This window comes from Halobellus captivus (assembly GCF_003697845.1).
In the GTDB taxonomy this organism is placed as follows: Archaea; Halobacteriota; Halobacteria; order Halobacteriales; family Haloferacaceae; genus Halorubrum; species Halorubrum glutamatedens.
In genome coordinates, this window is sequence record NZ_RDQE01000010.1 from 52,672 (window position 1) to 78,935 (window position 26,264).

A 26,264-nucleotide genomic window follows, 5' to 3' on the forward strand; every position below is an offset into this window, starting at 1 on the left:
CTCGATCTGACGGGACGGCGGCCGTCGGATCTCACGCGACGTGGTCGGCGAGGACGAACCGGATCCGCTCCTCCTCGCTCCCCTTCGTCTCGCGGCCGGTGACGACGACCTCGCCGATTTCACCCGTGGATCCGACATGGGTCCCCGCACAGGCCGTGCGGTCGTAGGGTTCGGAGCCGGGTTTGGGGTCGGATTCGGAGCCGGGTTTGGGGTCGGATTCGGACCGATCGCCGTCGCGGTCGAGCCCGCCGACCTCGACGATCCGCAACTCGGTGATCGAGTCGGGAAGGAGGTCGATCCGGGTCCGATCGGTGTCGAGGGTCGCCTCCGCGTCCGCGCGGTCCATCATGTAACTCGTGACCGGGCGGTCGTCCGCGACGAGCTCGTTGAGCCGCGTCTCGATCCGCGCAAGGTCGTCGGCATCGAACCGGTCGTAGGCCGCGTCGAGGTGGGCGTGGTCGGCGTACAGCTGGTTGCCCGTCGTGCGGGCGTCGAACTCCTCGAGGAGCAGCGCCGACAGCAGGTGCTGTGCGGTGTGGTACCGCGCGTGTGCCCGGCGTCGGTCCCAGTCGACCTCGCCGACCACGGCGGTTCCGGGTTCGGGAAGTGGGGTGAGGGGACGGTCCGCGTCGGGAGTGGCGGGACCGTTCCCGTCGTCGTCCCCGACGGCGGGCGCGAGCGTGTGGTAGACCGTGTCCGTCTTCTCGACGTCGACGACGCGCCAGCAGCGGTCGGGATCGTCGGCGACGCGGAGGACGCCGGTGTCGTGTGGCTGGCCGCCGCCGGTCGGATAGAAGTGCGTGCCGTCGAGGACGACACGGTCATCGAGGGTTCGCTCGACGGTCGCCTCGAACCGTCGGACCGTGTCGTCGGCGAGGTAGCGTTGCTCGGTCACGTGATCCGAGAGCGGTCGGCGCTACATAAAGTCCCGCGAGCGCGACGGACGCCGGGACGACGACGCGTACGATGACGGAAACCATCGGATCGGACTCGGTAGCCGTCGAGGGGATAGCCGTCGAGGAGGTCGCTAAAGATCCAGTCGCTCGATCCCGCGAAGCGGGGAGCACGGTCGTAGACCACGGGTCCAAAGCCCCAGCCGGGAGGCGCGTACGCTCGCTGTGGTCCTCAGTCGCTCGCGTTGCTCGCTCCTCGTGGTCCTTGCGTCGCCTACGCCCGCCTCCCGGCTGCCCCTTTGAGTCCCGCCCCGCACGGTACCACCCCCACACCGCACGGTACCGCACCTCACGCCTCCCCAGCCTCGGCGGCGGGCCGGCGCGGGACCGCACCACGCTCGCGCCGGCCCGCCACCTCCCTCGCGAGCTCCTCGCGCCCGACCGGGCGCTCGGAGGCGCGCCGGGGCACCGCGAGCCGAGGCACCGCGCGCCTCCGGCGGCCGTCGGCCGTCGGCCGTGCGCGGCGTTGCCGCTGACCACGGACGGCGGGTCGGTCGTTCCGTCCCCGTCGTGGGCGTCGTACGCGTCGCGTGGCGGGGCAGGACCCGTTCTGCGCCCCTCGTCGTAACGACTAAGAACGGAACGCCCCTCGGTTACGCCAATGAATCACGAGTTTTTCGCCCGAGGTGGTCCCCGTGGGCGTCGAGATTAAGGAGACGGAGGTGGACGAGGCGGACTTCGAGGAGATGAAGCGGTTCGTGCGGGACTACCTCGCGGCCAGCGTCGAGAGCGAGGAGGACGGCGGCCGGATGCGGTGGTACCCCTGGCATTCGGCGGAGTACCGCTTCAACCACATCCTCAACGTGGTCGACCTCGCCGAGGAGATCGCCGAGGCGGAGGGTGCGGACGTCGACGTGGTCCGCGTGGCGGCGGTCTTCCACGACGTGGCCAAACTCGAGGTCGACCAGGACGTCCACGCCGAGGCCGGCGCACGCGTCGCCCGCGAGTACCTCCGGAGCCGCGGCAACTACCCCGAGTCGTTCATCGAGGAGGTGTGCGGGGCGGTCGTCGACCACTCCTACACCGGCGATCTCGCGGACGTTCCCCTCGAGAGCCGGTGTCTGATCGAGGCCGACGTGCTCGACAAGGTCGGCGCGAACGGCGCGGTGTTGATGCTGTTGCGGATGGGATACGAGTCCCGCACCCACATGGACGCCGCGAAGATGGTCGACCGGGTCCTCGACCGCGGCCGCGACCACACCGACCGCGTCGTCTCCGACACCGCGGAGAGCATCGCCCACCAACGGATCAAACGGGTCCAGTGGATCCGCGAGTGGCTCGAGGAGGAGGTCAGCCGAATGGACGCCGGCGGCGTCGTCGAACGGTAGCGCGTCGGTCGCGTCCAGCTACGCCTCCGCGGCGTCCAGCTACGCGTCCGGATCCACCGCGGGAAGGGTCCGCGAGAGGTATCGGCTCGCCTCCTCGCGGACCGCCACGGTCCACTCGCGGTCGGTCGTCGTCGCCCAGCGCAACATCGCGCCGGTCGCGAGCGTCTGGAGCGTCGCCGCGACCGCCGCCGGGTCGACGTCGTCGTTCCGCTCCGGCGAGGTCTCCGCGTTCGCGACCGGCTCGGCGGCCGCCTCCCGGACCGATCGCTCCAGAAACCGCCGGAACACCCGGTCGCTCCGGTCGAAGTGCTCGCGGTACGCCTCGTCGGTCGCCGCCTGTGCGCGGAGCTCGACCATCGCGACGAGGAACCGACCGTCCGGTGCGTACTCGTCGTCGACGCCGCCCGGATCGGTCATCGCGGCCACGTAGGCGTCGAGCCGTGCCCGCGGCGGGAGGTCGAAGGCGTCCTCCGAGACGGCCGTCTCGAAGCGCTCGAGCAGGTACTCGAGGAGATCGACCAACAACCCGTCCTTTCCGTCGTAGTGGTGGTACACGAGCGAGGGGCTCTTCTCGAACGCCTCGCCGATCCGCTTTATCGTGAGGTCCGCGTACCCGTGTTCACAGAGGGCACGGAACGCCGCGCCGAGGATGGCCTCGCGGGTGTCCGCCGGCTCCGTGAACGGGTCGTCCATACGGTGTGTACCCGACAGGGGTATATATCGATCCTGATTGAACGTTCATTCAACACGCTTATGCCGCGGGGGGGAGAGACGAATCCATGACTCGACCACCGGCGCTCGGAGGGTCGCCCCTCCGGAGTCGCGACGTCACGCTGGCGGTTCCCGCTTCCGGCCCCGCTCTCCCACTCCGGCCGCGTACGACTCTCACGTTTCGGGACTTCGTTCTCCGGAGCTCTTCTCATCGATATTCCGACGTCGGAGGTGAGCGGTGACGCCGCCGAGCGGGCGAACGGCCGTCGCCGTCGTCGTTTCCGTCGCACTCCTCGTCGCCGCCGGGAGCTTCGCCGGCGTCGCCGCGGAGACGGCGACCACGGACACGGCCTCCGTCGATCGTCCGGACGCGCCGAGCGCGCTCTCGGTCGAGGCCTCCGGCGGCGACGCGGGCGGCGGCGACGCGATCCGACAGGCGGGCGGTCAGGTCCGCGGCGAACCCGACCTCGAGACGTACCTCTCACAGCCGACGGTTCCGACCGGCGGCGAGTCGACGATCACCGTCGACCTCCTCAACACCGGCGAGATGGACATCGGCAGCGACCTCGACCCGCGCGTGACGACCGCGCGGAGCCTCCGGCTCGAGGCGGAAGCCGAGGACGAGGACGACCCGATCGAGGTGACGACCGGCGAGGTCGCCGTCGGCGACGTGCCGACCGGGACGCCCACCTCGGTCCCGATCGACGTCGCCGTGCCCGACGACGCGGCGGACGGCGAGTACGAACTCGACGTGACGGTCCGCTACCGGTACACCCGGACGATCGTTCCCAACGGGAGCAACCACTACGACTCCTCCCGGACCGAGGAGTTCGACGTCACCGTCGTGGTCGACGACGGGGCACGGTTCGCGATCGTCGACGCCGACACCGACGCGCAGGTCGGGGGGACCGGTACGGTGAACGCGACGCTGCGGAACGTCGGCGACGAGACCGCCCGTGACGCGGTCGTCACCGGGAGCGCCTCCGGAAGCGGCGTCGCGCTGGGCGCGAACGGCCCGCCGGACGTGTTCGTCGGCGACTGGGAACCCGGCGAGAACCGGACCGTGGCGTTCGACTCGTCGGTCGCGTCCGACTTCGTCGGCGGGACCTACGTCCTCCGCTCGAACGTCGAGTACCGCGACGGCGACGGGGCGGAGGTCACTTCCCCGTCCTCGCGGGTCGGCGTCACGCCGACCCCCGAACAGCGGTTCGCGGTCGACGGCGTCGCCGGCAGCCTGGAGGTGGGTCACTCGGGGAACGTCACCGGAACGGTGGCCAACGACGGGCCGCTTTCGGTCGACGACGCCGTCCTCGTCGCCGAGTCGACGAGCCCCGGCGTGACGTTCCCCGAGAGCCGGTACGCGCTCCCGGACCTCGAACCCGGCGAGTCGACGGACTTCGCCTTCGACGCCGACGTGACCCCCGAGGCCGACTCCGGCCCGCGACAGGTCCGGTTCACCGTCGAACACGGGAGCGGGGACCGCACGGCGACCGACGAGTCGACCGCCCGGATCGAGGTGGGTCCCGGACAGTCGTTCGCGGTCGACGGCGTCGACTCGACCCTCGAGGTTGGATACGCCGGATCGATAGACGGGACGCTCACCAACGACGGTCCGCGGACCGTTGACGAGGCGGTGATCGTGGCCGAACCGCAGAGCACCCGGGTGACGCTCGGCGAGAACCGATACGCGCTCCCGGAACTCGCACCCGGGGAGTCCACGGACTTCTCGTTCGACGCCGACGTGAGCGGGCAGGCCGACCCCGGCCCCCGACAGGTCCGGTTCACCGTGGAGTACGCGGGCGACGACGCGACGCTGACCGACGAGTCGACCGCACGGATCGAGGTGGCTCCGCGTCGACCGGAGTTCGCCATCGAGGCGGACGACCCGACGATCCCCGCCGGCGAGACGCGACGGATCACCTTCGAGATCACCAACCAGCGTCCCGAGACGCTCTCGTCGATCAACGCCGGGTTGTACGCCGACGATCCGATCTCGACCGTCGAGGACGAGGCGTTCGTCGACGAGCTCGAGCCCGGCGACTCGACCGAGATATGGTTCGAGGTGTCGGCCGCCGGAAGCGCGGGCGCCCGGACGTATCCGGTCGAGTTGGACTTCCGGTACGACGACGAGCGCGGGAACGACCGGATCTCCGACGTGACGCAGTACCCGGTCGACGTGTCCGAACCCGTCGACGACGGCGGGGGCCCCTCGATCGCCACGATCGTTCTCGGGGTCCTGGTCCTCGTCGTGCTCGTCGGGGGGGCGGTCTGGTATCGCGGGCGACAGTGACGCGATGGCCGGACTCGACCTGCACTCGATGACCGGGCCCGACTCGCATCCGACGACCGGACTCGACCCGCATCGGGCTCCGCGGAGGCGGCGACAGCGACGACCACGACCGCGACGACCGCGGGGGCGACCGTGACCGCCGCCGATCGGGTCGTCGAGCGCGTCGACGAACTCGCGACGAACCGCCCGGTGGCCGTCATCGCCGCGTTCCTGCTCGTGAGCGTCGTCGCGCTCGGCGGCGTCACGGCGATCTCGACGTCCGCGGGGGCCGACCAGTTCACCCAGGACATCCCGGCCCAGCAGGCGCTCGACGAGATCGACGAGGAGTTCGAGTCCTCGATCGGCGGCTCGGCCACCTCGGCGCAGGTGATCGTCACCGGGGACGACGTCCTCTCGCGGGACGCGCTCGTGCGGATCCTCGAGACGCAGGACAGGCTGGAGTCGCGCTCGACGTTACGGATCGCGTCGACGACGAGCCACGCGAACGCGATCGCGAGACGGCTCGACCCGTCGGCCGAGACGCCCGGCGAACAGCGCGACGCGGTCGCGGAGGCGACGCCGGGGGAGCTGGCGGCGGCGATCGAGGCCGCGGACGAGTCCGGCGCGGTGGCCGCGCAGGTGTCGACGGACTACAACCCGACCGCACAGCGGGCGGGGGCCGCGATCGTCGGCGTCACCTACGACGTGCCCGACGCGGCGACGACCGCCCGGGTCGAGACCCTCCAGGTCCGAAGCGTCGAGGTCGTCGACTCCGTTCCCGGCATGGAGGCCGGCGAGAACGCGATCCTGTTCGGCGACGGGATCCTCCAGAGCGAGATCAACGCGCTGTTGACCGACACCGCGATCATCGTCTTCCCCGCGGCGCTCGTGTTGATCCTGCTGTTCCTGCTCTTCGCCTACCGCGACCCGATCGACATGACGCTCGGGCTCTCCGCGCTCGGGATATCCGTCCTCTGGACGTTCGGGTTCATGGGATACGCCGGGATCCCCTTCTCCGACTCGCTCATCACCGTCTTCCCGCTTCTCGTCGCGGTCGGGATCGACTTCGGGATACACATCATCAACCGGTACCGCGAGGAGCGGCTCGACGGCGGAGGCATCGGCGACGCGATGCGGACGACGACCGACCAGCTGTTCATCGCGTTCCTGCTCGTGACGATCACGACCGTCGTGAGCCTGATCGCCAACGTCGTGAGCCCGTTCGATCCGAACCGTGACTTCGGGATCGTCGCCGCCGTAGGGATGGTCTTCACCCTCCTGGTCTTCGGCGTCTACCTCCCCGCAGCGAAGGTGCTCGTCGACCGGGCGCGCGACCGGCTCCCGATCCCCGAGTTCGGGTCCACGCCGCTCGGGACAGGCGGATCGCGGCTCGGGGCCGTCCTCCACGTCGGCGTCGACCTCTCCCGGATCGCGCCGGTCCTCGTTGTGGTCGTCGTGCTCCTCGGCGGGGCACTCGGCGGCGCGTACGGGACGGGCGTCGACACCGAGTTCTCCGAGGAGGCGTTCTTCCCGGACGAAGGGCGCCTGGAGACGTACAGCCAGCTCCCCGAGCCGCTCGCGCCGACCGACTACACGTTCCTCGACGTGCTCACCCTCTTCGAGGAGGAGTTCGACCAGAGCTTCGTGGGGTCGGTGACGCTGTACGTCGACCAGTCGGTCCGTGACGACGACTCGCTCGAACTCATCGATCGGACCACGCGGAACCCGCCCGACACCTTCGAGACGACCGACGAGCGGCGGGCCCGAAGTACGAGCATCGTCACCGTGATCGAGGATCGCGCCGAGAGCGACCCCGAGTTCCGCCGGCTGGTCGAGCGCAACGACCGGCTCGGCACGGGCGTCCCGGACCGCAACGTCGACGAGGTGTACGACGCGCTGCTCGACTCCTCGGCGGAGGGGCAGGCGCGCGGGTACATCGCCGCCGACCGCGGCAGCGCCCGGATCGACTACACGATCCGGCCGGGGGTTGACGACGCGGAGGCGGTCGCTGACGTCCGCGAGCTCGCCGAGCGTACCCCGCTCACGGCGGTCGCGACGGGGCAGCTCGTCGTCAACGAGGCCGTGATCGACCTGCTCCTCGACTCGGCGGTTCGGAGCCTGATCGCCGCGTTCGTCCTCACCGCGGCGTTCCTGATGCTCTCGTACCGGTATCTGGAGGGGAAGGCGGTGTACGGCGCGCTCAACCTGGTCCCCGTGCTGGCGACCGTCGGGCTGTTGGCCGGGTCGATGTACGTCCTCGACATCCCGCTGACGCCGATCAACGCGCCGATCCTCTCCGTCTCCATCGGGCTCGGGGTCGACTACACCGTCCACTTCGTCCACCGCTTCGTCGACGAGTACAAGGCCGGAATGCCGCTCCAGGAGGCGCTCGACGTCACCATCGGCGGGACCGGCGGCGCGCTCACCGGGAGCATGCTCACCACCGTCACCGGCCTCGGCGTCCTCTGGCTCGCCGTGATCCCGCTGATCCAGGAGTTCGGGGCGCTCCTCGCGCTCGGCGTGTTCTACGCGTACCTCTGTTCCATCGTGTTGGTGCCGTCGCTGGTGGTCGTCTGGGACCGCTACGGATCCCGCGTCGGGCTCGGGCTGGAGGCGACGCTCGGGGAGGAGGAAGGCGACGGGAGGTAGGACCCGGTCTCCGCTCAGTCGTCGGCGCGGGGCGTCGGCGGCGATCCGGCGAGCCGGTCACGATCGTGCGGGGCCTCCCAGTCGAGGTCGGGGCCGCGAGCGATGATCCCGCTCGGAGTGACGTCCGGATGGGTCGTGTAGTAGTGCTCCTTGATGTGGGCCATGTTCACCGTGTCGGCGACGCCCGGGGTGGTGTACAGGTCGCGCAGGTACGGCCAGAGGTGGTCGTACTGGTGGACGTACTGCCGATTACACATGAAGTGCGTGTGATACACCTGGTCGAAGCGGATCAGGGTGGTGAACAGACAGAGGTCTGCCTCCGTCAGGGAGTCGCCGACGAGATACCGGTTCTCAGCGAGGTGCTCGTCCCACCGGTCGAGTGCGCCGAACAGGTCGTCGACGGCGTCGTCGTAGGCCGCCTGCGAGGTCGCGAAGCCGGCGCGGTAGACGCCGTTGTTGACCGGCTCGTAGATCTCGGTGACCGTCTCGTCGACGTCCGCGACGGTCGCGTCGTCGTCGGGGCCGGGCAACAGCGAGACGTCGTTGCCGAGGTCGTCGAAGGCGGTGGTCAACGTCCGCAGGACCTCCCGGGACTCGTTGTTGACGATCGTGTCCTCCTCCGTGTCCCAGAGGACGGGGACGGTCACCCGGCAGGTCGCGTCGGGGTCGGCCGCGACGTACAGCTCGCGGAGGTAGTCGCTCCCGTGGATCCGGTCGGGGGTACACCCCTCCTTCTCCGGGGAGAACTGCCACCCGTCCTCGCCGCGCCACGGGTCGACGACGCTGACGCCGATGGCGTCCTCCAAGCCGAGCAGCGACCGCGCCAGCAACGTACGATGGGCCCACGGGCAGGCGTACGAGACGTAGAGGTGGTACCGGCCCGCCTCCGGCTGGAACCGCTCGTCGGGCTCGGCGTCGACGTGGTCGGGCACGTCGCTGCCGGCGATCCAGTTCCGGAAGGTGGTCTCCCCGCGCTGGAACGCACCCTCCTCGTCGGTCGATTCGTACGCGCCGGTCCGCCACTCGCCGTCGACGAGTTGGTTCATGGGCGTACAACGGTCTCGAGACGGATAACCGGGCCGGGGACACGGGCGTCACCGGGTCGAGCCCTCCGATCCTCGAGTGCGATCGTTGCCGCATGCCGACGGCTTTAACTCGGCCGACGCGGTACGTGTCTCCGTCATGGCCGCACAGGCGATGGATCGCGTTCCGCGATCGTAACGAGGAGTTCTACGTGAGCACGGACAGGACAGCGCGGGCGACGGTCGCTCGCCGATCGACGTGGGGTGTAACGGGATGTTGACCGGTAGCGAGAGCGAGGCCACCGGGGAGGACCACGGGACGTCCGACCGGGAGGTCCCGGAGGACGCGGGCCCGATGGTTCGCGCCGGGATCGACGCGGCCGCGTTGAAGCCGGCCGAGTGCGACGTCTCCCGGGCGGTCGACCTCCCGGTCGACCGCGTGGCGATCGACTACGAGGGTCGAGAGCACTTCCCGGACGCCGCGACGCTCGAGGCGATCGCCGACGCGAAGTCGCTGTACGTCACCACGCCGGTCCGCGCCGACGGCTTCGACCCGCTCGGCGACGACTCGCTGCTCGACCGCATCCCGGACCGAGCCCGACGGCTGCTCGTCGCCGGTCACGGCGCGTACCTCGACGAGTCGGAGGCGTCCCGCGCGATCGCCCCGCGGTTCGGGGCCGCCCGGGAGGCCGCCCCGGACGCCTGGGTCGGGACCGAGGGCGTCGAACGGCTCGCGCTCGCGGCCGGCGGGACGCAGTACGAACTGCTCTCGCGGTCGACCGACCGGGACGCTCGCGCGCTCCGTGCCGCCGGGTTCGACGGCGAGATAGCCGTCTACGCGCCGACCGTGCTGACCGACGACGAGGACGCGGTCCTCGACGGCGTCGGCGCGTACGTCTCCCGGCGGCGACCGGTCGCCCGCGCGCTCCCCGACGGGGGCGACGCGAACGGCGGGACACCCCCGACGGACGCGACAGCCACGGGACGGACCCGCGAGGTCCTCTCGGCTGCCGCACGCGACTTCGCGCTCGTCGGGTCGCCGGAGACCGTCCGCGAGCGCGTCGCGGAGCTCCGGGAGGCGGGCGTCGACCGCGTCGTCGGCTACCCCGCCCGCGGGATCGACGAGTTCCTGTCGTAGGAACCTCGTTCCCGCAGCCGCCGGACCGTTTTTATCGACGCTTCGAGAAGGGTCGTCGATGACGGACTCGAACCCTTCGGACGGCGCGGAGCCCTCGGATCCCGCGGTGGCGGTCGTCGGCGGCGGTGCGGTCGGCGTCACCGCCGCTCACGACCTCGCCGCGCGCGGCGCGACGGTGACGCTCTTCGAACGTAACGATCTCGCGAGCGGCGCGTCCGGACGGGCGGCAGGCGTCCTCTACGACGCCTACGCCGAGGACGTCGACGCGGCGATCGGCGCGCGCGCGATGGAGCGGTTCCGCGGGTTCGATCGGACGCTGCCCGGCTTCGAGTTCACCCCGTGTCCGTACGTCATCGCGGTTCGCGAGGGCGACGAGGACGCCGGGGCGGTGCCGGAGATGGTCGACCGAATGCGCGAGCACGGCCGGGACGTCTCGGTCGTCGAGCCCGACGCGCTCGGCGAGCGGTTCCCGCTCTCGACGGACGACCTCGCGGTCGCCGCGGTCGGCGAGGGGGCGGGGTGGGCCGACCCGGGAAGCTACGTCGTCGCGCTCGGCGAGCGCGCGGCCCGCGAGGGGGTGACGATCGAGACCGAAAGCGAGGTGGAACCCGTCGCTGACGCGGGCGCGACGCTCCGCGTCGACGGCGCGGAGCGCGCGTACGACGCGGTCGTCGTCGCGGTCGGCGCACACACCGAGCGCTTCCTCGGAGCCGCCGGGATCGCGGTGCCGGTGAAGCCGTACCGCGTCCAGGCGCTGACGAGCCGCGTCGCATACGACGGGCCGATGACGTACGACGCGACCGCCGGCGTCTACTTCCGTCCGCACCCGACCGGACTGTTGGCGGGCGACGGCACCGAGCCGTTCGAGGCCGACCCCGACGCGTACGACCGCGAGGGCGACGACTGGTTCGTCGAGAACGTCTCGGCGGCGCTCCGCGAGCGCGCCGCCTACGACCCCGAGGTGGAGCGCGCGTGGGCCGGCCTCTGTACGGCGACGCCCGACGGCGACCCGCTTCTCGGCCCCGTCGCCGACGGCGTCTTCGTCGCCGCCGGCTGGCAGGGGCACGGGTTCATGCGCGCGCCGGCGACCGGGGAGGTCCTCGCCGAGGGCGTCCTCGCCTCGCTGTCGGGCGCGGCGGTCGGCGACGACGGCTCGCCGTGGGTCGAGGCCTTCGATCCGGACCGGTTCGAGGGCGACGAGACGTTCGAGATCGAGGAAGGGATGTCGGTACGGAACCGCTGATATCGAGAGGGGGGCCGCAGTCCGGCCGAACTATGCGTCGTCGGACTCGGCGTCCCCGGCGGCGGACCCTTCGCCCTCCTCGACGACGTCGACCGTCTCGGCCGCGCCGTCCTTCGGGATCTCGACCTGGAGCGTGCCGTTCCGGGTGAGCGTCGCGTTCGCGCCGTGGGGAGTCACGTCGGCGTCGGCGGGAAGCTCGGCGCTGCCCGAGAGGGTGAGCCCGCGGCCGGGGAACACCACGTCGAAGCCGTCGTAGAAGTCGCGGAAGCGGTCGAGTCGGACCTCGACGGTGTGGTCGAGGAACGTCACGTCCACGTCCTCGCCGTGGACGCCGGCCGCGTCGAAGACGACGAGGTAGGCGTCGTCGCTCTCGAGGAGGTCCGAGGAGAGCGGGCGGCGCTCCTGCATCCGGCTCCAGCCGCGTCCCACACGCTCGAGCGCCCCGCGGAGGACCGAGCGCCCGGTGTCGACGATGCGCGTCACAAGGCTACACCTCGATCTCGGACAGGTCGGTCCCGCCGCAGTACGGACACGTCAGGTCCGTGACGGCGTGGTCGTCGGGAAGGTCGTAGGTGTAGTGGTTCTCGAACATGTCGAGTTCGCAGTCGTCGCTCTCGCATTTGACCTCCATCGTGGATGGCATTACCGGTCCCTTGTGTCGGCGAGGGCTTAAACGACGTGGGGCCGGCGATCCGGACGCCGGTCTCCTTCGAACCCGAGTCCCCCTCAGATTCCGGACCCTCGGAGCCGCTCCGGAACGACGGTCCGCTCCGCGAGGAGGACGACGGCGGTTCCACAGATCACGCCGAGGAGGACGCCGTCCGACACGAACAGGAAGGGGACGCCGAACGCCAGCGAGACGCCGAGATACAGCGTGAAGAGGGTCGCCCCACCGAGGAACGCGATCCGGAAGAGGACCGCGCGTCGCGCCGCCGGGAGTCGATCACGGGCGAGCCAGGCGACCGGGCCCGCGAGCACGGCGACGGCGAGCGCGGAGGCGGCGACGAGGAGCCACGGGACCGAGCCGGACTCGATGACCCGGGCGAGTGCGAGCGCGGCGAACAGTCCGAGCGAGACGTACAGGAGGAGGGTTGCACGACGGGGGGACATACGCGATCGTTCGCCCCGATCGGTCATAAACGGTCGGAGGGATCCGACGAAATAGATATACTAGTACAAGAATACAGACATACATTTATATATCGAACCGACGATCCTCGAAGCATGCCCATCGGTATCGACGAGTTCGACTCACACGATCCGGACGAGCGGGAGACGAACGCGGAACGGGTGATCGGATTCCTGATCCACAATCGTGACAAGGCGTACAAGGCGGTCGAGATCGCCGAGGCGACCGGGATCAACGAGAACTCGATCCACCCGGTGTTGAAACGGCTCGCGGACCGCGATCTAGTTCGACACCGGGAGCCCTACTGGGCCATCGGCGACCTCGACGCGGTTCGGAACGCGATGACGTTCGCCTCGACCGCGGGGTTTCTCGACGAGGAACTCGGTCCCGAGAGTCGTGAGGAGTGGTTGGCCGCAGCACGGAATGAGACGGGGCGCGACGAGTGAGCGCCCCGAAACCCAGCTTCGACGACCTCGAGCGAGGCCACGTCGTTCTTGCCCCGGATCCGTTCAAGGAGGGAGACGACACGACCCGTCCGTGGGTCGTCGTCAACACAGAGCGACATCCCTTCGACAAGCGACAGTACGTCGTCATGGGATTGACGACGAGGACGTGGTACGACGAGCGCATCCCGCTCGAAACGGACGATTACCGACATCGACGAGCGCCACGGGACAGTTCGATCGTGCCACACGCGGTGGCGTCGCTCGGCCCGGGACTGATGACGGCGTACGTCTGTCGTGTCCGCGACGATCCGCTCGATCGAGCGGTCGAAACGCTCTCGAAATATCTATGATGTCGTCCGTTTCGGAGATCGATCCTGAGGATCGCCGGCCCCACGTTCCGCACGCGTTTTCCGTCTCGGCCGTCTACGACGGGGCAACATGACCGATCCGGCCGATCTCTCCGTCACGATCGTCGACGGGTACGTCGACGAGCCGGCGCACTTCGGCGTGCCGCCGTACGTCTCGACGTACCCGCGGTACACGGCCGGCGCGCTCGTCGACGCGGGCGTCCCCGAGGAGTCGATCACCTACCACACCATCGACGAACTGCGCGACGACCGGAACAAACACGCCGACGTCGCCGACGCGGACCTCTTCGTCTACGTCGGCGGCATGACCGTCCCCGGCAACTACGTCGGCGGGACGCCCGCCGAGCCCGACGAGGTCCGCGAACTCGGCTGGACCGCCGACGGCGTCACGCTGCTCGGCGGACCGGTCCGATTCGGCGTCGGCGAGGAGAACGCCGGCGCACAGGACATGGAGCGCGACGACCTCGACTACGACTTCGTCGCGAAGGGCGACGTCGAGGCCGCCGCCCACGACCTGGTCGCGAACGGGCTCGAGGGGTTCGGAAACCGGATGCGCGACAACGACGAGGTCGATCGGTGGGCGGCGAAGGGCGCGTTCGTCGTCGAGCAACACCCCAACCACCCCGACTACCTCATCTGCGAGATGGAGACCTCCCGCGGCTGCGCCTACCGCTGTTCGTTCTGTACGGAGCCGCTGTACGGCAACCCGGCGTTCCGCGAGCCGCGCTCGGTCGTCGACGAGGTGGACGCGCTCTCGGACAGGGGGGTCAAACACTTCCGGCTGGGCCGACAGGCCGACATCCTCGCGTTCGGCGGCGACGGCGAGGCCCCGAACCCCGACGCGTTGCGGGAGCTGTACGGCGGGATCCGCGAGGTCGCGCCCGACCTGGAGACGCTCCACCTCGACAACATGAACCCCGTGACGATCGTGGAGTACCCCGAGGCGTCCCGCGAGGCGATCCGGGTCATCGCCGAGCACAACACGCCCGGCGACACGGCCGCGTTCGGCCTCGAGTCCGCGGACCCCGTCGTCCGGGAGGAGAACAACCTGCTCGTCACCGCCGAGGAGTGTCTGGAGGCGGTCCGCGTCGTCAACGAGGAGGGCGGCTGGCGGCCGGGCGACCCCACCGCCGGCGACTCCGGAGGCGTCCCGGGCCCGGACGACGACCGGCGGTACGGCCCCTCCACCGGCCCCGACGCGAGTCCGCGGCTCCCGAAGCTCCTCCCCGGGATCAACCTCGTTCACGGACTGAAGGGCGAGCGGCCCGAGACGTACGAGCACAACAAGCGGTTCCTCGGGCGCGTCTACGACGAGGGGCTCATGCTCCGGCGGATCAACGTCCGGCAGGTGATGGCCTTCGCCGGCACCGAGATGGCCGAGACCGGCGCGGACATCGCCCAGGAGCACAAGGACCGGTTCGCCTCCTACAAGCGCGAGGTGCGCGAGACGATCGACAACCCGATGCTCGACCGGGTGGTTCCGCCCGGCACCGTCCTGCCGGACGTCCACCTCGAGTACCACCAGGACGGGAAGACGTTCGGCCGACAGCTCGGCACCTACGCCCTGCTCGTCGCGGTTCCCGGCGAGCGCGAACTCGGCACCGCGATCGACGTGGCGATCACGGACCACGGCTACCGCTCCGTGACGGGCGTCCCCTACCCGCTCGACGTCAACGCGGCCTCGATGGACGAGCTGACCGCGATCCCCGGGATCAATCGGAACACGGCGGGCGACGTCGTCGTGGGGAGGCCGTACGACGGGATCGACGCGGTCGACGCCGGCGTCGCCGACCTCTCCCGGTTCGCGGTCGCCGGCGACGCGAGGGTACCGATCCCCGGCCGCGACCGTCCCGGGTCCGGCCCCGGTCCGGCGTCCCGATCGTCGCTCGGTCGCGGGGACTGATGTCGTCACCAGGACCCGCCGGGGACGTCTCCTCGTCGCCGACGATCACCCGCGTCGAACTCCCGGTCGACACCCGCGCGACGACGGGAACGACGAACGCCTACCTCGCGAACGGCCTCCTCGTCGACCCCGCGGTCCGGACGGACGACCTCGACGAGGCCGTGGCGTCACACGGATCGGCGGACGGATCCGGGATCGGGGCGATCGCCGTCACGCACACCCATCCGGACCACGTCGGCGCGGTCGCCGACTACGCGGACCGGACGGACGCGACCGTCCACGCGCACGCGGACCACGTCGAACGGTTCCGCGACGCGACCGGGACCGATCCGGACGGGACGTTCCGCGACGGCGACACGCTCGGGACGACCGGCGTCCGCGCGCTCGACACGCCGGGGCACGCGCCCGACCACGTCGCGTTCGTTGTCGAGGACGACCCCGCCACCGCGGCCCTCGTCGGCGACCTCGCCGTCGCCGAGGGAAGCGTCGTCGTCGGGGCGCCCGAGGGGAACCTCCGCGAGTACCTGGCGAGTCTCGAACGAGTGCGCGACGCCGGCTTCGACCGGCTGTACCCCGGCCACGGCCCGACGATCGAGGACCCGAACGCGACCTGCGAGCGGCTGATCGACCACCGGATCGCCCGCGAGGAGCGGGTGCTCGCGGCGGTCGAGGCCGGCGCGGCCGACGTCGACGCGGTCCTCGAGGCGGCCTACGACAAGGACCTGACCGGCGTGGCGGACCTCGCGCGGGCGACGGTTCGTGCGCACCTCGAGAAGCTGGCCGCCGAGGGGCGGATCGACGCGGCGTGGGACGACGGGTAGCCGGGGGTCGTTCCCGACGACGGGACCTACCCGCCGGTCGACTCAGTGCCGTCGATCGGATCCCCGTCACCGGACGCCGGGTCCCGTTCGACGTGGTCCCGTTCGGCCGGGATCGAGACGGTCGCCGACCGATCGGTCACGACGCCGTACTCCGCGGTCGCGACCGACTGCGGAGCCCCCTCGAGCTCCGGCCCGTACCGCGATCCGAGCGAGGCGCGGACCGCGTCGCGGACGCAGGCCCTGATCGCCGCCCCGATCGCGGTGGCGGAGCCCGAGAAGGTCCTGCCCCCGTTATCACATCCATGTCCGTTCCCGTCTCCACCTCCATCCCCGTCCGAGTCGCGCTCCGGCGGGCAGCCGACCACGACCGCGTCGCTCGTCGTGCCGGGGAACCCGACCGTCGCGAGCAGCGTCGCCGCCTTCGCCTCGGCGGCGACCGCGACGAGGTTCGCGAGCGCGCCGGGCGCGAGCGGGCGGTCCGCGCCGACGAGGAGGTTGACGGTGCCGGCGGGGGGCGTCGCGTCCGGATCGACGTCGGATCGGACGTCGACCTCGGGGGTGCCGGCGGGATCGATCTTCTCCTCCGGGAGCGGGAGCGCGGCGGGGTTCGAGACCCCCGCGGTGGCGAGCACGGTCGCTCCGTCAAGCCGTGCGACCCGGCCGTGTCGCTGGTCGACGCCGGTGAGGAGCGCGGGAGTGTCGGCAGGGGCGCCGTCGCTCTCGGCGTCGGCGAACCCCGCCGCGTCGACTCGTCCGTCGACGTACTCGCGGAGGTCCCGCCGGCCGGCGTCGTCCCATCCTTCCGGGACCGTCACGTTGTAGGCGGCGTCGGCGACGCGGACCCCGCCGTCGAACCCGGTCGAGAGGAACCGTGTCGGGCCGTCGGTCCGACGGAACCGACAGACGCCGTCGATGACGTCCGCACTGAACGCGGAACGTCGACCGCTCATACGCCGAGCGCGTCGAGGAGCCGGTCGTTCTCCCGCGGTCGACGGATCGCGGTACGCAGGTGGTTGTCGAGCCGCGGGAACGACCGGGCGTCCCGGAGGACGATCCCTCGCTCCCTCGCGACCTCCAGGATCGCGTCGGGGCCGTCCCTCCCCGCATCGAAGAGGAGGAACGGCGCGTCGGAGGAGTACACCTCCCACTCGGTCGCGAGGCGTTCCCGGACGCGCTCGCGTTCGGCGGCGACGCGGTCGCGCGTTCGCTCGACGAACTCCGTCCGCCGCAGACAGTGCGTGCCGACCGCGGCGGCCGGCGTCGACAATCCCCAAGGGAGCCGCCCGCGGTCGAGCCGGTCACGGATCCGTCCCGTCGCGACGAGGAACCCGGCTCGCAGTCCCGGAAGGCCGAACATCTTCGTGAGCGATCGCGCGACGACGACGCCGGGTTCGCCCGCGAGCGACGGCTGGGACGTGAAATCGAGGAACGCCTCGTCGACGAACAGCGTGGTCCCGGCGTCCCGACAGCGCGCCGCGAGCCGGAGTAACCTGTCCCGGTCGACGAGCTCCCCCGTCGGGTTGTTCGGCGTACAGACGACGACGAGCGCGTGCTCGGCCGGGTCGACGTCGAGGACCTCGTCGTGAGCGACGGGCATCGGACGGCCGCCCTGGAGCCGGACCTCGCGGGCGTACTCGCCGAAGGACGGCTCGGGGATCACCGCGGAGTCGCCGTCGTCGAGCGCGACCGCGAAGAGCAGCCGCATCCCGGCCATCGCGCCCGCGGTCGGGATCACCTCGGGGGGAGCGCAGTCGACGTAATCGGCGGCGGCCGCACGGAAGGCGACGTAGTCGTCCGCGGGATATCTCCCCGACGCCGAGAGCGCCGAATCGTACACGGCCGTCACTCCCGAGGGGGTCTCCGGGTTCGTGTTCGCGCTGAAATCGATCACGCCGGGGTCCGTGGCCCCGCCGTGGGGCACGCGACCGATGTCGTCCAGCGCCTTCGCGTCCATGCCATCGATCCCGGCGCGATCCTCAAAAACCCACCTCCGCTCGGTCACGAGCGGAGAATCCGGCGTGTCAGCTCGAGATCCCCCGGCCGGTTGACGTTGACCGCGACGGAGTCCCGCTCGCGGACGACGACCCGATCTGCCCCGTCGCCGACGACGTTCAGGCCGGTCGGTACGACCGCGGTCCCGTCGTGTTCGAACGACGTGTCGACGCTCGCGCCGATCGCACGTTTGTACGCGACCGGTACGCAGACCGTTACCGACCGGACGAGATCGTCGGGAGTGGAGATCGTCTCGTTGCGTGGCGAAGCCGTCTCGTCGGGAGGAGACGCCGTCTCACCGGGAGTAGTCCCGGCCGAGATCGCCTCGTCGATCGCGGCCTCGACGTCTCGCCCCCGGAGCAGAGGGAGGTCGGCCGCGACCGTGACGGCCGGGCGGTCGACCGCCGAGAGTCCCACCTCGAGGTCGGCGACGTAGCCCTCTCCGCTCCCGTCCAGGACGGTACACGGCACCGTCGCCTCCTCGGCGAGCCCCGACACGAGTGCGTACCGGGTGTCGGGTGCGTGTGGCGACGCGACGGCGGCGACGCGGGAGACGCCGGCGTCCGCCAACGCGTCGAGGACCCTGGCGATCATCGATCGACCGCCGACCTCGACCAGGGGCTTTTCGACGTCGCCGCCGAGACGCGTCCCGCGCCCGCCACAGAGGAGCACGGCCGGGAGGGTCCGGCCCTCGCGATCGTCTCCGGTCACGCGATCGTCCACGCCACCACCCCCGCGTGGAGCGCGACCGCCCGCCCGAGCTCGTTCGCCGCGCCGAGGACGTCTCCGCTCACCCCGCCGAGCCACGGGCGGACGCGAGCCATGAGCACGAGGGAGACGACGGGACCCGCGAGCAACGCGGCCGCGAGCGCCAGGAACGCGCCGGGCGGCGGCACGAGCAGGACGAGGACGGACGCGACCGCGACCGGCACCAGCGACCGCGGCCCGACCTCGCTGACCACCGCGGATCCGATCCCCTCGTGTGCCGGCGTTCCGAGACAGGCGAGAAGCGCCATCCCCGCCTTGGCGCCGACCTCGGCGGCGAGGACGACCCTGAACACGACGGTTCCGACGAGCACGCTGCCGCCCGCGTCGCCGACTCCACTACCCGTGCCGCCGACGAACCCGGTGGCGAGCGCCAGCGCGCCGAGCGTCGTGGCGAGCAGCGTGACGCCGAGCGCGAGCGTGCCGCCGACGCCGAGGTCGGCGTCCTTCAGGACCGCCAGCCGACGGTCGGGGTCGTGCGCGGCGACCGCGTCGCCGAGGTCCGCGAGCCCGTCGGCGTGGGTGACGCCGGTGAGGAGATGGAGCGCGACGAGGTAGCCGGCCGCGGCGGTCCACGGCGAGGGAGCGAGAAACGCGAGCCCCGCGACCGATCCGATCCCCGCGCCGACCACCGGAAACGTCCAGGGGGACCGCCGGAACGCGTGCCAATCCGCGGGAGCGGCACCTGGCATCGGCACCCGCGTCAGGAACGTGAACGCGCCGCGAAGCGCGGGGATCGGGTGGACCGGTGGGCCGACCCAATTTTCGTCGTCTCCGAAGCCCTCCGTGTCTCCGGTCTCCTCCGCGTCTCCGTCGTCTCCGAAGCCCTCGGTGTCGTCATCGCTCCCGGTCACAGCGCCAGCGACACCCCCGCGACGCCGACGCCGAGCCACCCGGCCCGCGACACGATCCGCACGCCCCGCCGCGCCTCCGGGGTCGTCGGGAGCGCGCGCTCGGCCAACAGCGTGTACGCGTCCGGCTTCGCCAGTCGAACGTCGAGCACCGCCGCGAGCGACCCCATCGGCCAGCCGGAGTTCGGCGAGTCGGGAGCGAGCGCCGCGGACCGGGCGCGTCCGAGGCTCGCGGTCGGGTCGGTCGAGGCTGCCCCCCAGCCGACCGCGAGGATCAGGAGCGCGGTCGCCCGCGCCGGGAGCCACATGACGGCGTCGTCGAGGCGGGCGGGCGCCCAGCCGGCCCGCCGGTCGCGATACCCGAGCATCGAGTCCAGCGTGTTGACGCCCTTGACCCAGGCGGCCGCACCCGCGGCGGCGGCGAGCACGACCGCCGGCGGGAGCCCCGCGTACGAGGCGAGGACCGCCCCGACGACGAACCCGAGGAGGGGAGCGATCAGGCCGTCCGCGAGGTTCTCCGCCGCGCTCTCGACGGCCGCGGACCGGACGTGAGCGGCCGACAGGTCCGCGGCGTCCCGCCCCGCGAGCGCGCGCAGCTCGCGGCGCGCCGCCTCGAGGTCCCCGTCGGCGAGATCGATCACGTCGCCGGCGACGGAAAGCAGCATCCGACGGCTCGAGCAGGCGAAGAGGACGACTCCCGCTGTCGCGGCGGTCGGGACGGCGGACGCGGGAAACACGGATCCGACCGCGATCACCGGCGCGGCGAGGAGCGCGGCGAAGGCTACGGGAGCGACGACCGCGAGCGCGACGCCGACGGATCGCGAGTCGGGTAGCCGGTCGTCGAGCGCGGCGACGACCCGCCCGAGCCACGCCACGGGGTGAAGGGAGGACGGCGGCTCCGAGAGGGTCCGGTCGAGGGCGGCGGCGAGCGCGAGCGCGCCGGCCGCCGCGAGCGTCACGGCTCGGCCTCCAGCTCGCCGCCGATCGCGTCGAGGGGGATCTCCGTCACGTCGAGGAACCGGCCGCCCACCTCGACGATCCCGCCGTCGGTCGTCGAGTCGTTCCCGACGTGGATCAGCGCCGACGGCGCGACGCCGAGCGCCTCCGCCGCGGCCTCGAACGCCTTCGGATGCGGCTTCCGCCAGCCGCAGCCGACGCTCGTCGTGACCGCGTCGAACTCCCCGCGGAGGCCCGCGCGTATCAGCGTCCGGGGAACCAGCTCCGGGACCGCGCAGTTCGAGCAGATCCCGACCGGACCGCGGTCGGCCGCCGTCCGGACCGCGTCCAGCGCGTTCTCTCGGCGGGTGACCTCGGGATCGAAGGCGGCGACGACGGCGTGACGAACGACGTTGTCCGGGGCGTCGACGCCGCGCGAGTCGAGGGCTGCGGCCACGTGCGCCGGGAGGGGGACCTCCGCGCCGTCCGGGGCGTCGACGTGCCGCTCGCCGTACGCGACGTGCCAGTCGTCGGGGACGGCGACGTCTCGCGACTCGAGCTCGCGCGCGACGACCTCGGCCGGGTCCGTCGGGTACTCGACGTCCACGAGCGTGCCGAAGAGATCGAACGTAACTGCCACGATACCCCCTGTAGGGACAAACCGGGATTGAACCTGTCGGTCGGGTCACGACTCGCGCGGGCTCAAAGCAGCTGGCCGAGGTGGAGGTTGTAGAACCGATAGAGCCCGGAGACCCACGCACAGAGCCAGAGGATCATGAATCCGGCGACACCAACGCGGAGCCGGCCGCGCCACTTTCCCATGTCCTCGTGGAGCTCGTCGATGTCGACGTCGGGGTCGTCGTAGGCGTCCGCGTCCCGTTTGGCCTGGAAGATCCGGACGATACCGGTGAGCGCGAACGTCAACAGCGCGTACGCCTGAAGCCCCAAGAAGGCGTGGACGACGGCCCCGCCGGAGAGCTGTCCGAGGAGCCGCGGCATCATCCACGTCACCATCGGAACCGTCGTCAACAGGAGGCCGACGAGAATGTACCGCAGATGACGTATCAACACGTTCCACGTCACGACCTCGGTGTCGATCATGATCCACGCGCCGTACAGAAGGAACGGGAGGCTCGCCGTTACGGACAGCCCCACCGCCGCCGCGATCACCGACTCGTCGACCATGGCCCACGCTTCGGTCCCGTGTGCGTAAAACTCCCCGATCCGCCGACGGGTCGTGGAGTTCCCAGGAGTTCCCGAGGCTCGGGATCGGACGAAAAAGAGTTACCGTCCCGAGCGCGTACGTCCGGGCAATGGAGGACACCTCGACGCGGTCGGAGCCGGACGGTCCCGATGAGGGGGCCGTCGAGGAGGGCTCGGGGGACCCGGACGTCCCGAGCCCGAACGGGGCCGACGCCGATGACGACCTCGCCGAGCTCCGCGATCGGGTCGACGACGAGTACGACTTCGACGACTTCGGCCCGGCGGACATGGCCCGGATGAGCGCCGAGGAGTGGGACGCCGCCTTCGACCCCGACACGTGGATCACCGGGCCGCGCCTGCTCGACCGCGTCGAGGCCGAACTGAAGTCGCGGATCGCCCGACGCGAGGTGTTCGGGCTTCTCGAGCGCGTACGCGAGGACGGCGAGGAGCGCGTGCTCGTCTACTCCGACGAGGGGTACGCGATCGTCCGGCCGAGCGGCGAGGTGAGCGGTCGGGGAACGGTGCTCCGGGACGTCGAGCCGCTCGTGGCGCTCGCGGCGATGGAGGAGCACGACGTGGCCGACCCGCCCGACGACTGGTCGCTTCCCCATCCCGACACGGTTCCGGAGGGGTCCGGCGAGTTCGGCAACCTGATGATCCAGGTCGTCGCGGCGGTTCAGGTGATCGCGGGCGTCGCCCTGCTCGGCGCGTCGTTCCTGACGGACCTCGACAGCATCGTCGGCCCCGCGATGGGATCCGTATTCCTCCTCGTCGGGCTCTTCCTGTTCGCGATGGTCGCCAACGCCAGGCTCTCCGATCGGTTCCGTTCCGAGGAGTACCGCGACCGGCTGCGCGCGCTCCGGGAGGCGGAGGAGCGACCGGAGTTCGTCCCGGTCGACGGGGAGGTCCTGAACGAGGAGACCGAGGATCGGTGAAAACGCCGAATTCGAGGGTTTCAACCCACCTTACTATCCGCCCACCGATCGAGGATAGTCGGTGGGTTTAAGCGCACCCCGTCCTGAGTGAACCTGTATGAAAAGGCGGGAATTCGTGCGAACGGCCGGCGGCACGACCGCCGCGGTCGCGGCCTCTGCCGGGGCGACGGGAACGGCCGCCGCACAGGAGGTGCAACCGGAGTGGCCGAGCGGGGTCACGAACGGGAACCTCGGGAGTTACAGGGACGCTCGCGGCGAGAGCGAAGTCACCGTTCAGGTCGGCGCCGGCGACAGCGGTCTCGCGTTCGACCCGACGCAGCTGTGGGTCGATCCGGGTACGACGATCACGTGGGAGTGGACCGGAAACGGCGGCGCACACAACGTCCAGACCGTCGAGGACGGCGGCCCGGCCTCCCTCGACAGCGGCGACGCCGTCGACGAGGAGGGCTACACCTACGAGTACGAAACGAGCGAGGAGGACGCCGGCATCACCCACTACCACTGCGTCCCGCACACCGCGGTCGGCATGCACGCCGGCATCGCCGTCGGCGAGGACGTCCCGACGGTCGAGACGGGCGGCGCGAACACCGGCTGGCCCGAGGACATCGCCGACGTCGGGATGCCGATCCACGCACACTGGGTCGGCATCTCCGCCGGTATCGGCGTCGTGCTCACGATGATATTCACGTTCTACACGCTGAAGTACGGCGAGTCCGCACACACCGGTCACGGGGGGAGTCGATGAGTTCGAGCGGCTCCTCGTACGGGGACATCCACCGGTATGAACCCGCCAGAGAGAGCACGGCCGCCGCCATCGCCATCGTCCTCCTCACGATCATCGAGGTCGTGTTCGTCTTCCTGTTCGTCTACGGACTCATGTTCACCTGGGCCTCGACTGAACCCGGGAACATGTTCATGGGCGCACTTCTGGCACTGATCTTTTTGGATCTGGCGTTCATACTGTTGTTGTATCGGAAGGAGTTCCTCCCCGACGTGATGATCGTCAAGAAGCGGCGTCGGAAGTGGGAGGACCTCTACGTCCGAGAGGAGGAGAAGGACGGCGTGGAACTGGACACCGGCGACGCCTGGGAGACCGTCAAGCGGGCGGTGTACCCGTACTACAAGAAGTGATCAACCAATGAGCCTCAAAAAGAACGACGAGATGGACCACAACGCGTGGCTCAAAAATCAGGACCTGACGGTCATCGAGACTGCGTTCCTCACCACGCTCATCTGGGTCGACAAACGGCTCCGGATCGTCGACTACCTCGAGCTTCTGGAGACGATGTACTACCGCGCGAACCTCCAGATGCCGAAGAGCCACACCGAGCAGTACGACCTCGACAACAAGTTCTGGTACTGGTATCCGCTGTACTCGCTCGGGTCGTTGTCGATCATCGCGTACCTCGTCGCGGCGGTCTCCGGCGCGATGTTAGGGTTCTACTACTCCCCGTCGACGGCCGGAGCCGCCGCACAGGGTGATCCGACGGCCGCGTACGACTCGGTCGTCCTGATCCTCCAAGACGTCCAGTTCGGGTTCATGCTTCGCTCCATTCACAGCTGGGCGGCCCAGTTCATGGTCGCGGCGGTGTTCCTCCACATGCTGCGCGTCTACTTCACCGGCGCGTACAAGGAGCCCCGCGAGGTCAACTGGATCCTCGGCGTCGTGCTGATCGGGTTGACCCTCTTCTTCGGGTTCTCCGGGTACGTCCTCCCGTGGAAGCAGCTGTCCTTCTGGGCGGCACAGATCGGCGTCGAGATGGCGCTCGCGACCCCGATAGTCGGGGAGTGGGCGGCGCAACTCCTGTTCGGCGGGTTCACCCTCGGACAGGCGACGCTCGTGAGAATGTACATCCTGCACGTGTTCGTGTTGCCGTTCGTGGTGACGTCGCTCATCGCGCTCCACGTCGGCATCGTCTGGGTGCAGGGGATCGCGGAGCCGCACTAAGCCAATGACCGACGACAACGACCCCATGACGGACGGTGGAACCGACGAGGAAGCGCGCACCGACGGCGGTCCGCCGGCGACGGTGCCGCCGGACGACGAGACGCCTACCTGGAGCGAGCGGAAGGAGAACTCACAGGGACTCGCACAGCTCACCTATCAGTACTTCGAGCGATCCCGCCGCGAGGACGAGGACCTGCGCACGGAGTCGACGTACGTCGAGCGCGACGTGTTGGGCTTCCCCGCGTGGCCCCACGAGACGATCCGTAACCTCGCGATCGCGAGCTTCTTCGTCGGCATGCTGATCTTCATCTCGGCGTTGATGCCGCCGCACTTCGGGCACCCGGCCAATCCCGGGTCGACGCCGGCGATCATCCTCCCCGACTGGTATCTCTACTGGTCGTTCGGGCTGTTGAAGCTCAACCCGCTGAACCCCGAGCTCGCGGTGCTCGACGGGAACATCCTGCTCGGCAACGAGTTCCTCGGGATCATCGCACACGGGATCGTCTTCGGCGCCATCGCGCTCGTTCCGTTCCTCAACAAGGGGAGCGCGCGCCGGCCGGTCGAGGAGCCGTTCTGGGCGGCCGTCGGCGTGACCGGCGTCGTGCTGTCGCTCACGCTCGCCGCGCTCGCGATCCAGAACTTCTTCCCGTTCGAGCTCGACCTGCTCGTCACGCTGACGTTCCTGCTGCCGGTGCTCTGCGGGATCATCACCTACGCCGTCCTGAAGACGATGCGGGAGGGGTACATGTACGACCTCAACCGCCGCTACTACATGCTCCGCCCGCCGAAGTAACGCTCGTCGACTACGATCCACCTCCGTCCCGTTTCTCTCCATGTCCGACACCGACGATCCAGCCGACCGCGACGACTCCGTCGACCGTGACGGCCACATCGATCGTGACGCATCCGAGGAGAGTGACGACCACCAGGCCGTCGACGGGACCGGTGATCCGATCGCCGTCGACGACGAGGCGGACCCGCGGAACGAGCCCGTCGGACCGCGGGTCGGCCCGAACGGTCGGGAGGTCGTCGTTCCGCTCCGGTTGTACAAGACCGTCACCGCGCTCTCGACGCTGGCGGCCGTGGTGACGTACCTGGTCGGCTTCGTTCTCGTCGACGCCGCGACGATTCAGGTGAGCGTCGTCCGCCGGCTCGTCCTCCTCGTGCTCGACCGCGTCGGGATCGGTCTCGCCGGGGACACGCTGACGGCGCTGCTCGCCATCGCCGGCGTCGGCTCCATACTGCTCGGAACGGCGGTGTACGTCCTCGGGACGCGGTTCCGTGCTCAGGGAATGGGAAAGCCTCAAGAGGACTCCAACGAAGGGTAATACAATGGCAGACGAGTTCATGAAAGGGTTGGTCCTGTTCAGCCTCGGGGCCCTCGGCTGGATCACCTTCGGCGCGTGGTACCGGACCCCCTCGTACTACGAGGTCGTTCAGCTGGTGAACGCGCCGGAGGGCGTCGAGACGGTGTACGGACAGGTCGGGGTCCTCACCGGCGACGTGCTCTACTGGCTGATGATCCTCGGCCCGCTCACCTTCTGGGTGCTCATCCCGATCAGCCGGGAGCTACGGAGCAGCATCGGCGACGACGCCGACGCCGCGAACTGAACCGGCGACGGTTCTCGAGTCGTATTCGTTCCAGAGTCCCTTC

29 protein-coding genes are annotated in these 26,264 nt (G+C 70.3%); 16 read left to right on the plus strand and 13 right to left on the minus strand.

Translation table 11 applies throughout. The features are described from left to right. Window positions 1-31 precede the first annotated feature (31 nt). A complete protein-coding gene (locus EAO78_RS12360) occupies window positions 32-895 on the minus strand; it encodes an alanyl-tRNA editing protein (protein WP_122106146.1) in 864 nt (287 codons plus the stop codon). 684 nt (window positions 896-1,579) lie between these two features. Between EAO78_RS12360 and EAO78_RS12365 the strand changes: the two genes are divergently transcribed. Further along, window positions 1,580-2,281 carry an HD domain-containing protein gene (locus EAO78_RS12365; RefSeq protein ID WP_122106147.1) on the plus strand — a complete coding sequence of 234 codons (702 nt, stop codon included), beginning with the start codon at window positions 1,580-1,582 and terminating at the stop codon, window positions 2,279-2,281. A 39-nt stretch (window positions 2,282-2,320) separates the two neighbouring features. Here the strand turns inward: EAO78_RS12365 and EAO78_RS12370 are convergent, their stop codons facing one another. Then, the gene (locus EAO78_RS12370; protein ID WP_122106148.1) at window positions 2,321-2,974 is read right to left on the minus strand and encodes a TetR/AcrR family transcriptional regulator; all 654 of its coding nucleotides are present in this window, start codon (window positions 2,972-2,974) and stop codon (window positions 2,321-2,323) included. Between the two features lie 256 nt (window positions 2,975-3,230). Here EAO78_RS12370 and EAO78_RS12375 point away from each other — a divergent pair, with 256 nt between their 5' ends. Further along, window positions 3,231-5,282: a COG1361 S-layer family protein gene (locus tag EAO78_RS12375; RefSeq protein ID WP_122106149.1), complete on the plus strand. Its 2,052-nt coding sequence runs from the start codon at window positions 3,231-3,233 to the stop codon at window positions 5,280-5,282. A 132-nt stretch (window positions 5,283-5,414) separates the two neighbouring features. Continuing rightward, window positions 5,415-7,910: an efflux RND transporter permease subunit gene (locus tag EAO78_RS12380; RefSeq protein WP_122106150.1), complete on the plus strand. Its 2,496-nt coding sequence runs from the start codon at window positions 5,415-5,417 to the stop codon at window positions 7,908-7,910. Window positions 7,911-7,924: 14 nt separating this feature from the next. Here the strand turns inward: EAO78_RS12380 and EAO78_RS12385 are convergent, their stop codons facing one another. Beyond that, complete coding sequence (locus EAO78_RS12385; RefSeq protein WP_122106151.1) at window positions 7,925-8,956, minus strand: glutathione S-transferase family protein; 1,032 nt, start codon at window positions 8,954-8,956, stop codon at window positions 7,925-7,927. A 331-nt stretch (window positions 8,957-9,287) separates the two neighbouring features. On the opposite strand from EAO78_RS12385, the gene EAO78_RS12390 reads away from it, so the two are divergent. Together EAO78_RS12390 and EAO78_RS12395 are read left to right on the plus strand one after the other, a co-directional pair. Then, entirely contained in the window at window positions 9,288-10,070 is a 783-nt protein-coding gene (locus tag EAO78_RS12390) for a DUF7388 family protein (RefSeq protein WP_122106248.1), read from the plus strand. Window positions 10,071-10,128: 58 nt separating this feature from the next. After that, complete coding sequence (locus tag EAO78_RS12395; RefSeq protein WP_122106152.1) at window positions 10,129-11,313, plus strand: NAD(P)/FAD-dependent oxidoreductase; 1,185 nt, start codon at window positions 10,129-10,131, stop codon at window positions 11,311-11,313. Window positions 11,314-11,343: 30 nt separating this feature from the next. Here the strand turns inward: EAO78_RS12395 and EAO78_RS12400 are convergent, their stop codons facing one another. The 3 genes from EAO78_RS12400 to EAO78_RS12405 form a co-directional block, all read right to left on the minus strand. Further along, window positions 11,344-11,796 (minus strand): Hsp20/alpha crystallin family protein, encoded by a 453-nt coding sequence (locus tag EAO78_RS12400; protein WP_122106153.1) that lies wholly within the window; start codon window positions 11,794-11,796, stop codon window positions 11,344-11,346. Between the two features lie 4 nt (window positions 11,797-11,800). Then, entirely contained in the window at window positions 11,801-11,956 is a 156-nt protein-coding gene (locus EAO78_RS18195) for a DUF7559 family protein (protein ID WP_203227878.1), read from the minus strand. Window positions 11,957-12,039: 83 nt separating this feature from the next. Next, on the minus strand, window positions 12,040-12,423 hold the full coding sequence (locus EAO78_RS12405; RefSeq protein WP_122106249.1) for a hypothetical protein: 384 nt from the start codon (window positions 12,421-12,423) through the stop codon (window positions 12,040-12,042). A 114-nt stretch (window positions 12,424-12,537) separates the two neighbouring features. Here EAO78_RS12405 and EAO78_RS12410 point away from each other — a divergent pair, with 114 nt between their 5' ends. From EAO78_RS12410 to EAO78_RS12425, 4 genes are all read left to right on the plus strand, one after another. Further along, window positions 12,538-12,888, plus strand: a complete 351-nt coding sequence (locus EAO78_RS12410; protein WP_122106154.1) for a TrmB family transcriptional regulator — start codon at window positions 12,538-12,540, stop codon at window positions 12,886-12,888. Continuing rightward, a complete protein-coding gene (locus EAO78_RS12415; protein ID WP_122106155.1) occupies window positions 12,885-13,238 on the plus strand; it encodes a type II toxin-antitoxin system PemK/MazF family toxin in 354 nt (117 codons plus the stop codon). The genes EAO78_RS12410 and EAO78_RS12415 overlap by 4 nt, the downstream gene beginning before the upstream one ends. 88 nt (window positions 13,239-13,326) lie before the next feature. Continuing rightward, a complete protein-coding gene (locus tag EAO78_RS12420) occupies window positions 13,327-15,159 on the plus strand; it encodes a radical SAM protein (RefSeq protein WP_122106156.1) in 1,833 nt (610 codons plus the stop codon). Further along, window positions 15,159-15,980, plus strand: a complete 822-nt coding sequence (locus tag EAO78_RS12425) for an MBL fold metallo-hydrolase (RefSeq protein WP_122106157.1) — start codon at window positions 15,159-15,161, stop codon at window positions 15,978-15,980. Before EAO78_RS12420 ends, EAO78_RS12425 begins: the two co-directional genes overlap by 1 nt. A 26-nt stretch (window positions 15,981-16,006) precedes the next feature. On the opposite strand, the gene EAO78_RS12430 is transcribed toward EAO78_RS12425, so the two are convergent. The 7 genes from EAO78_RS12430 to EAO78_RS12460 all read right to left on the minus strand — a co-directional run bounded on the left by EAO78_RS12430 (window position 16,007) and on the right by EAO78_RS12460 (window position 21,709). Beyond that, on the minus strand, window positions 16,007-16,930 hold the full coding sequence (locus EAO78_RS12430; protein WP_122106158.1) for an adenosylcobinamide amidohydrolase: 924 nt from the start codon (window positions 16,928-16,930) through the stop codon (window positions 16,007-16,009). After that, window positions 16,927-17,934 carry a threonine-phosphate decarboxylase gene (locus tag EAO78_RS12435; RefSeq protein ID WP_122106159.1) on the minus strand — a complete coding sequence of 336 codons (1,008 nt, stop codon included), beginning with the start codon at window positions 17,932-17,934 and terminating at the stop codon, window positions 16,927-16,929. The genes EAO78_RS12430 and EAO78_RS12435 overlap by 4 nt, the downstream gene beginning before the upstream one ends. Before the next feature lie 44 nt (window positions 17,935-17,978). Beyond that, a complete protein-coding gene (locus tag EAO78_RS12440; RefSeq protein ID WP_238987687.1) occupies window positions 17,979-18,683 on the minus strand; it encodes an NTP transferase domain-containing protein in 705 nt (234 codons plus the stop codon). Beyond that, window positions 18,680-19,474, minus strand: a complete 795-nt coding sequence (locus EAO78_RS12445) for an adenosylcobinamide-GDP ribazoletransferase (RefSeq protein WP_275263198.1) — start codon at window positions 19,472-19,474, stop codon at window positions 18,680-18,682. Before EAO78_RS12445 ends, EAO78_RS12440 begins: the two co-directional genes overlap by 4 nt. A 113-nt stretch (window positions 19,475-19,587) precedes the next feature. After that, window positions 19,588-20,547 carry a CobD/CbiB family cobalamin biosynthesis protein gene (locus EAO78_RS12450; RefSeq protein ID WP_122106160.1) on the minus strand — a complete coding sequence of 320 codons (960 nt, stop codon included), beginning with the start codon at window positions 20,545-20,547 and terminating at the stop codon, window positions 19,588-19,590. After that, window positions 20,544-21,164, minus strand: a complete 621-nt coding sequence (locus EAO78_RS12455) for an HAD family hydrolase (RefSeq protein WP_122106161.1) — start codon at window positions 21,162-21,164, stop codon at window positions 20,544-20,546. Before EAO78_RS12455 ends, EAO78_RS12450 begins: the two co-directional genes overlap by 4 nt. Before the next feature lie 62 nt (window positions 21,165-21,226). Beyond that, on the minus strand, window positions 21,227-21,709 hold the full coding sequence (locus EAO78_RS12460; RefSeq protein ID WP_122106162.1) for a DUF7321 family protein: 483 nt from the start codon (window positions 21,707-21,709) through the stop codon (window positions 21,227-21,229). Window positions 21,710-21,837: 128 nt separating this feature from the next. On the opposite strand from EAO78_RS12460, the gene EAO78_RS12465 reads away from it, so the two are divergent. The 7 genes from EAO78_RS12465 to EAO78_RS12495 all read left to right on the plus strand — a co-directional run bounded on the left by EAO78_RS12465 (window position 21,838) and on the right by EAO78_RS12495 (window position 26,221). Then, window positions 21,838-22,662, plus strand: coding sequence for a DUF7319 domain-containing protein (locus EAO78_RS12465; RefSeq protein WP_122106163.1), 825 nt, complete (start codon window positions 21,838-21,840; stop codon window positions 22,660-22,662). A gap of 97 nt (window positions 22,663-22,759) precedes the next feature. After that, window positions 22,760-23,407, plus strand: a complete 648-nt coding sequence (locus EAO78_RS12470; protein WP_122106164.1) for a halocyanin domain-containing protein — start codon at window positions 22,760-22,762, stop codon at window positions 23,405-23,407. Then, window positions 23,404-23,793: a DUF7318 family protein gene (locus EAO78_RS12475; protein WP_122106165.1), complete on the plus strand. Its 390-nt coding sequence runs from the start codon at window positions 23,404-23,406 to the stop codon at window positions 23,791-23,793. The genes EAO78_RS12470 and EAO78_RS12475 overlap by 4 nt, the downstream gene beginning before the upstream one ends. Window positions 23,794-23,800: 7 nt before the next feature. Beyond that, window positions 23,801-24,610 carry a cytochrome b gene (locus EAO78_RS12480; RefSeq protein ID WP_122106166.1) on the plus strand — a complete coding sequence of 270 codons (810 nt, stop codon included), beginning with the start codon at window positions 23,801-23,803 and terminating at the stop codon, window positions 24,608-24,610. A gap of 4 nt (window positions 24,611-24,614) precedes the next feature. After that, the gene (locus EAO78_RS12485; RefSeq protein ID WP_122106167.1) at window positions 24,615-25,403 is read left to right on the plus strand and encodes a cytochrome b family protein; all 789 of its coding nucleotides are present in this window, start codon (window positions 24,615-24,617) and stop codon (window positions 25,401-25,403) included. 160 nt (window positions 25,404-25,563) lie between these two features. Beyond that, on the plus strand, window positions 25,564-25,938 hold the full coding sequence (locus EAO78_RS12490) for a DUF7315 family membrane protein (protein ID WP_379748341.1): 375 nt from the start codon (window positions 25,564-25,566) through the stop codon (window positions 25,936-25,938). Window positions 25,939-25,942: 4 nt separating this feature from the next. Beyond that, the gene (locus EAO78_RS12495; RefSeq protein WP_122106168.1) at window positions 25,943-26,221 is read left to right on the plus strand and encodes a DUF7314 family protein; all 279 of its coding nucleotides are present in this window, start codon (window positions 25,943-25,945) and stop codon (window positions 26,219-26,221) included. Window positions 26,222-26,264: the final 43 nt, after the last annotated feature.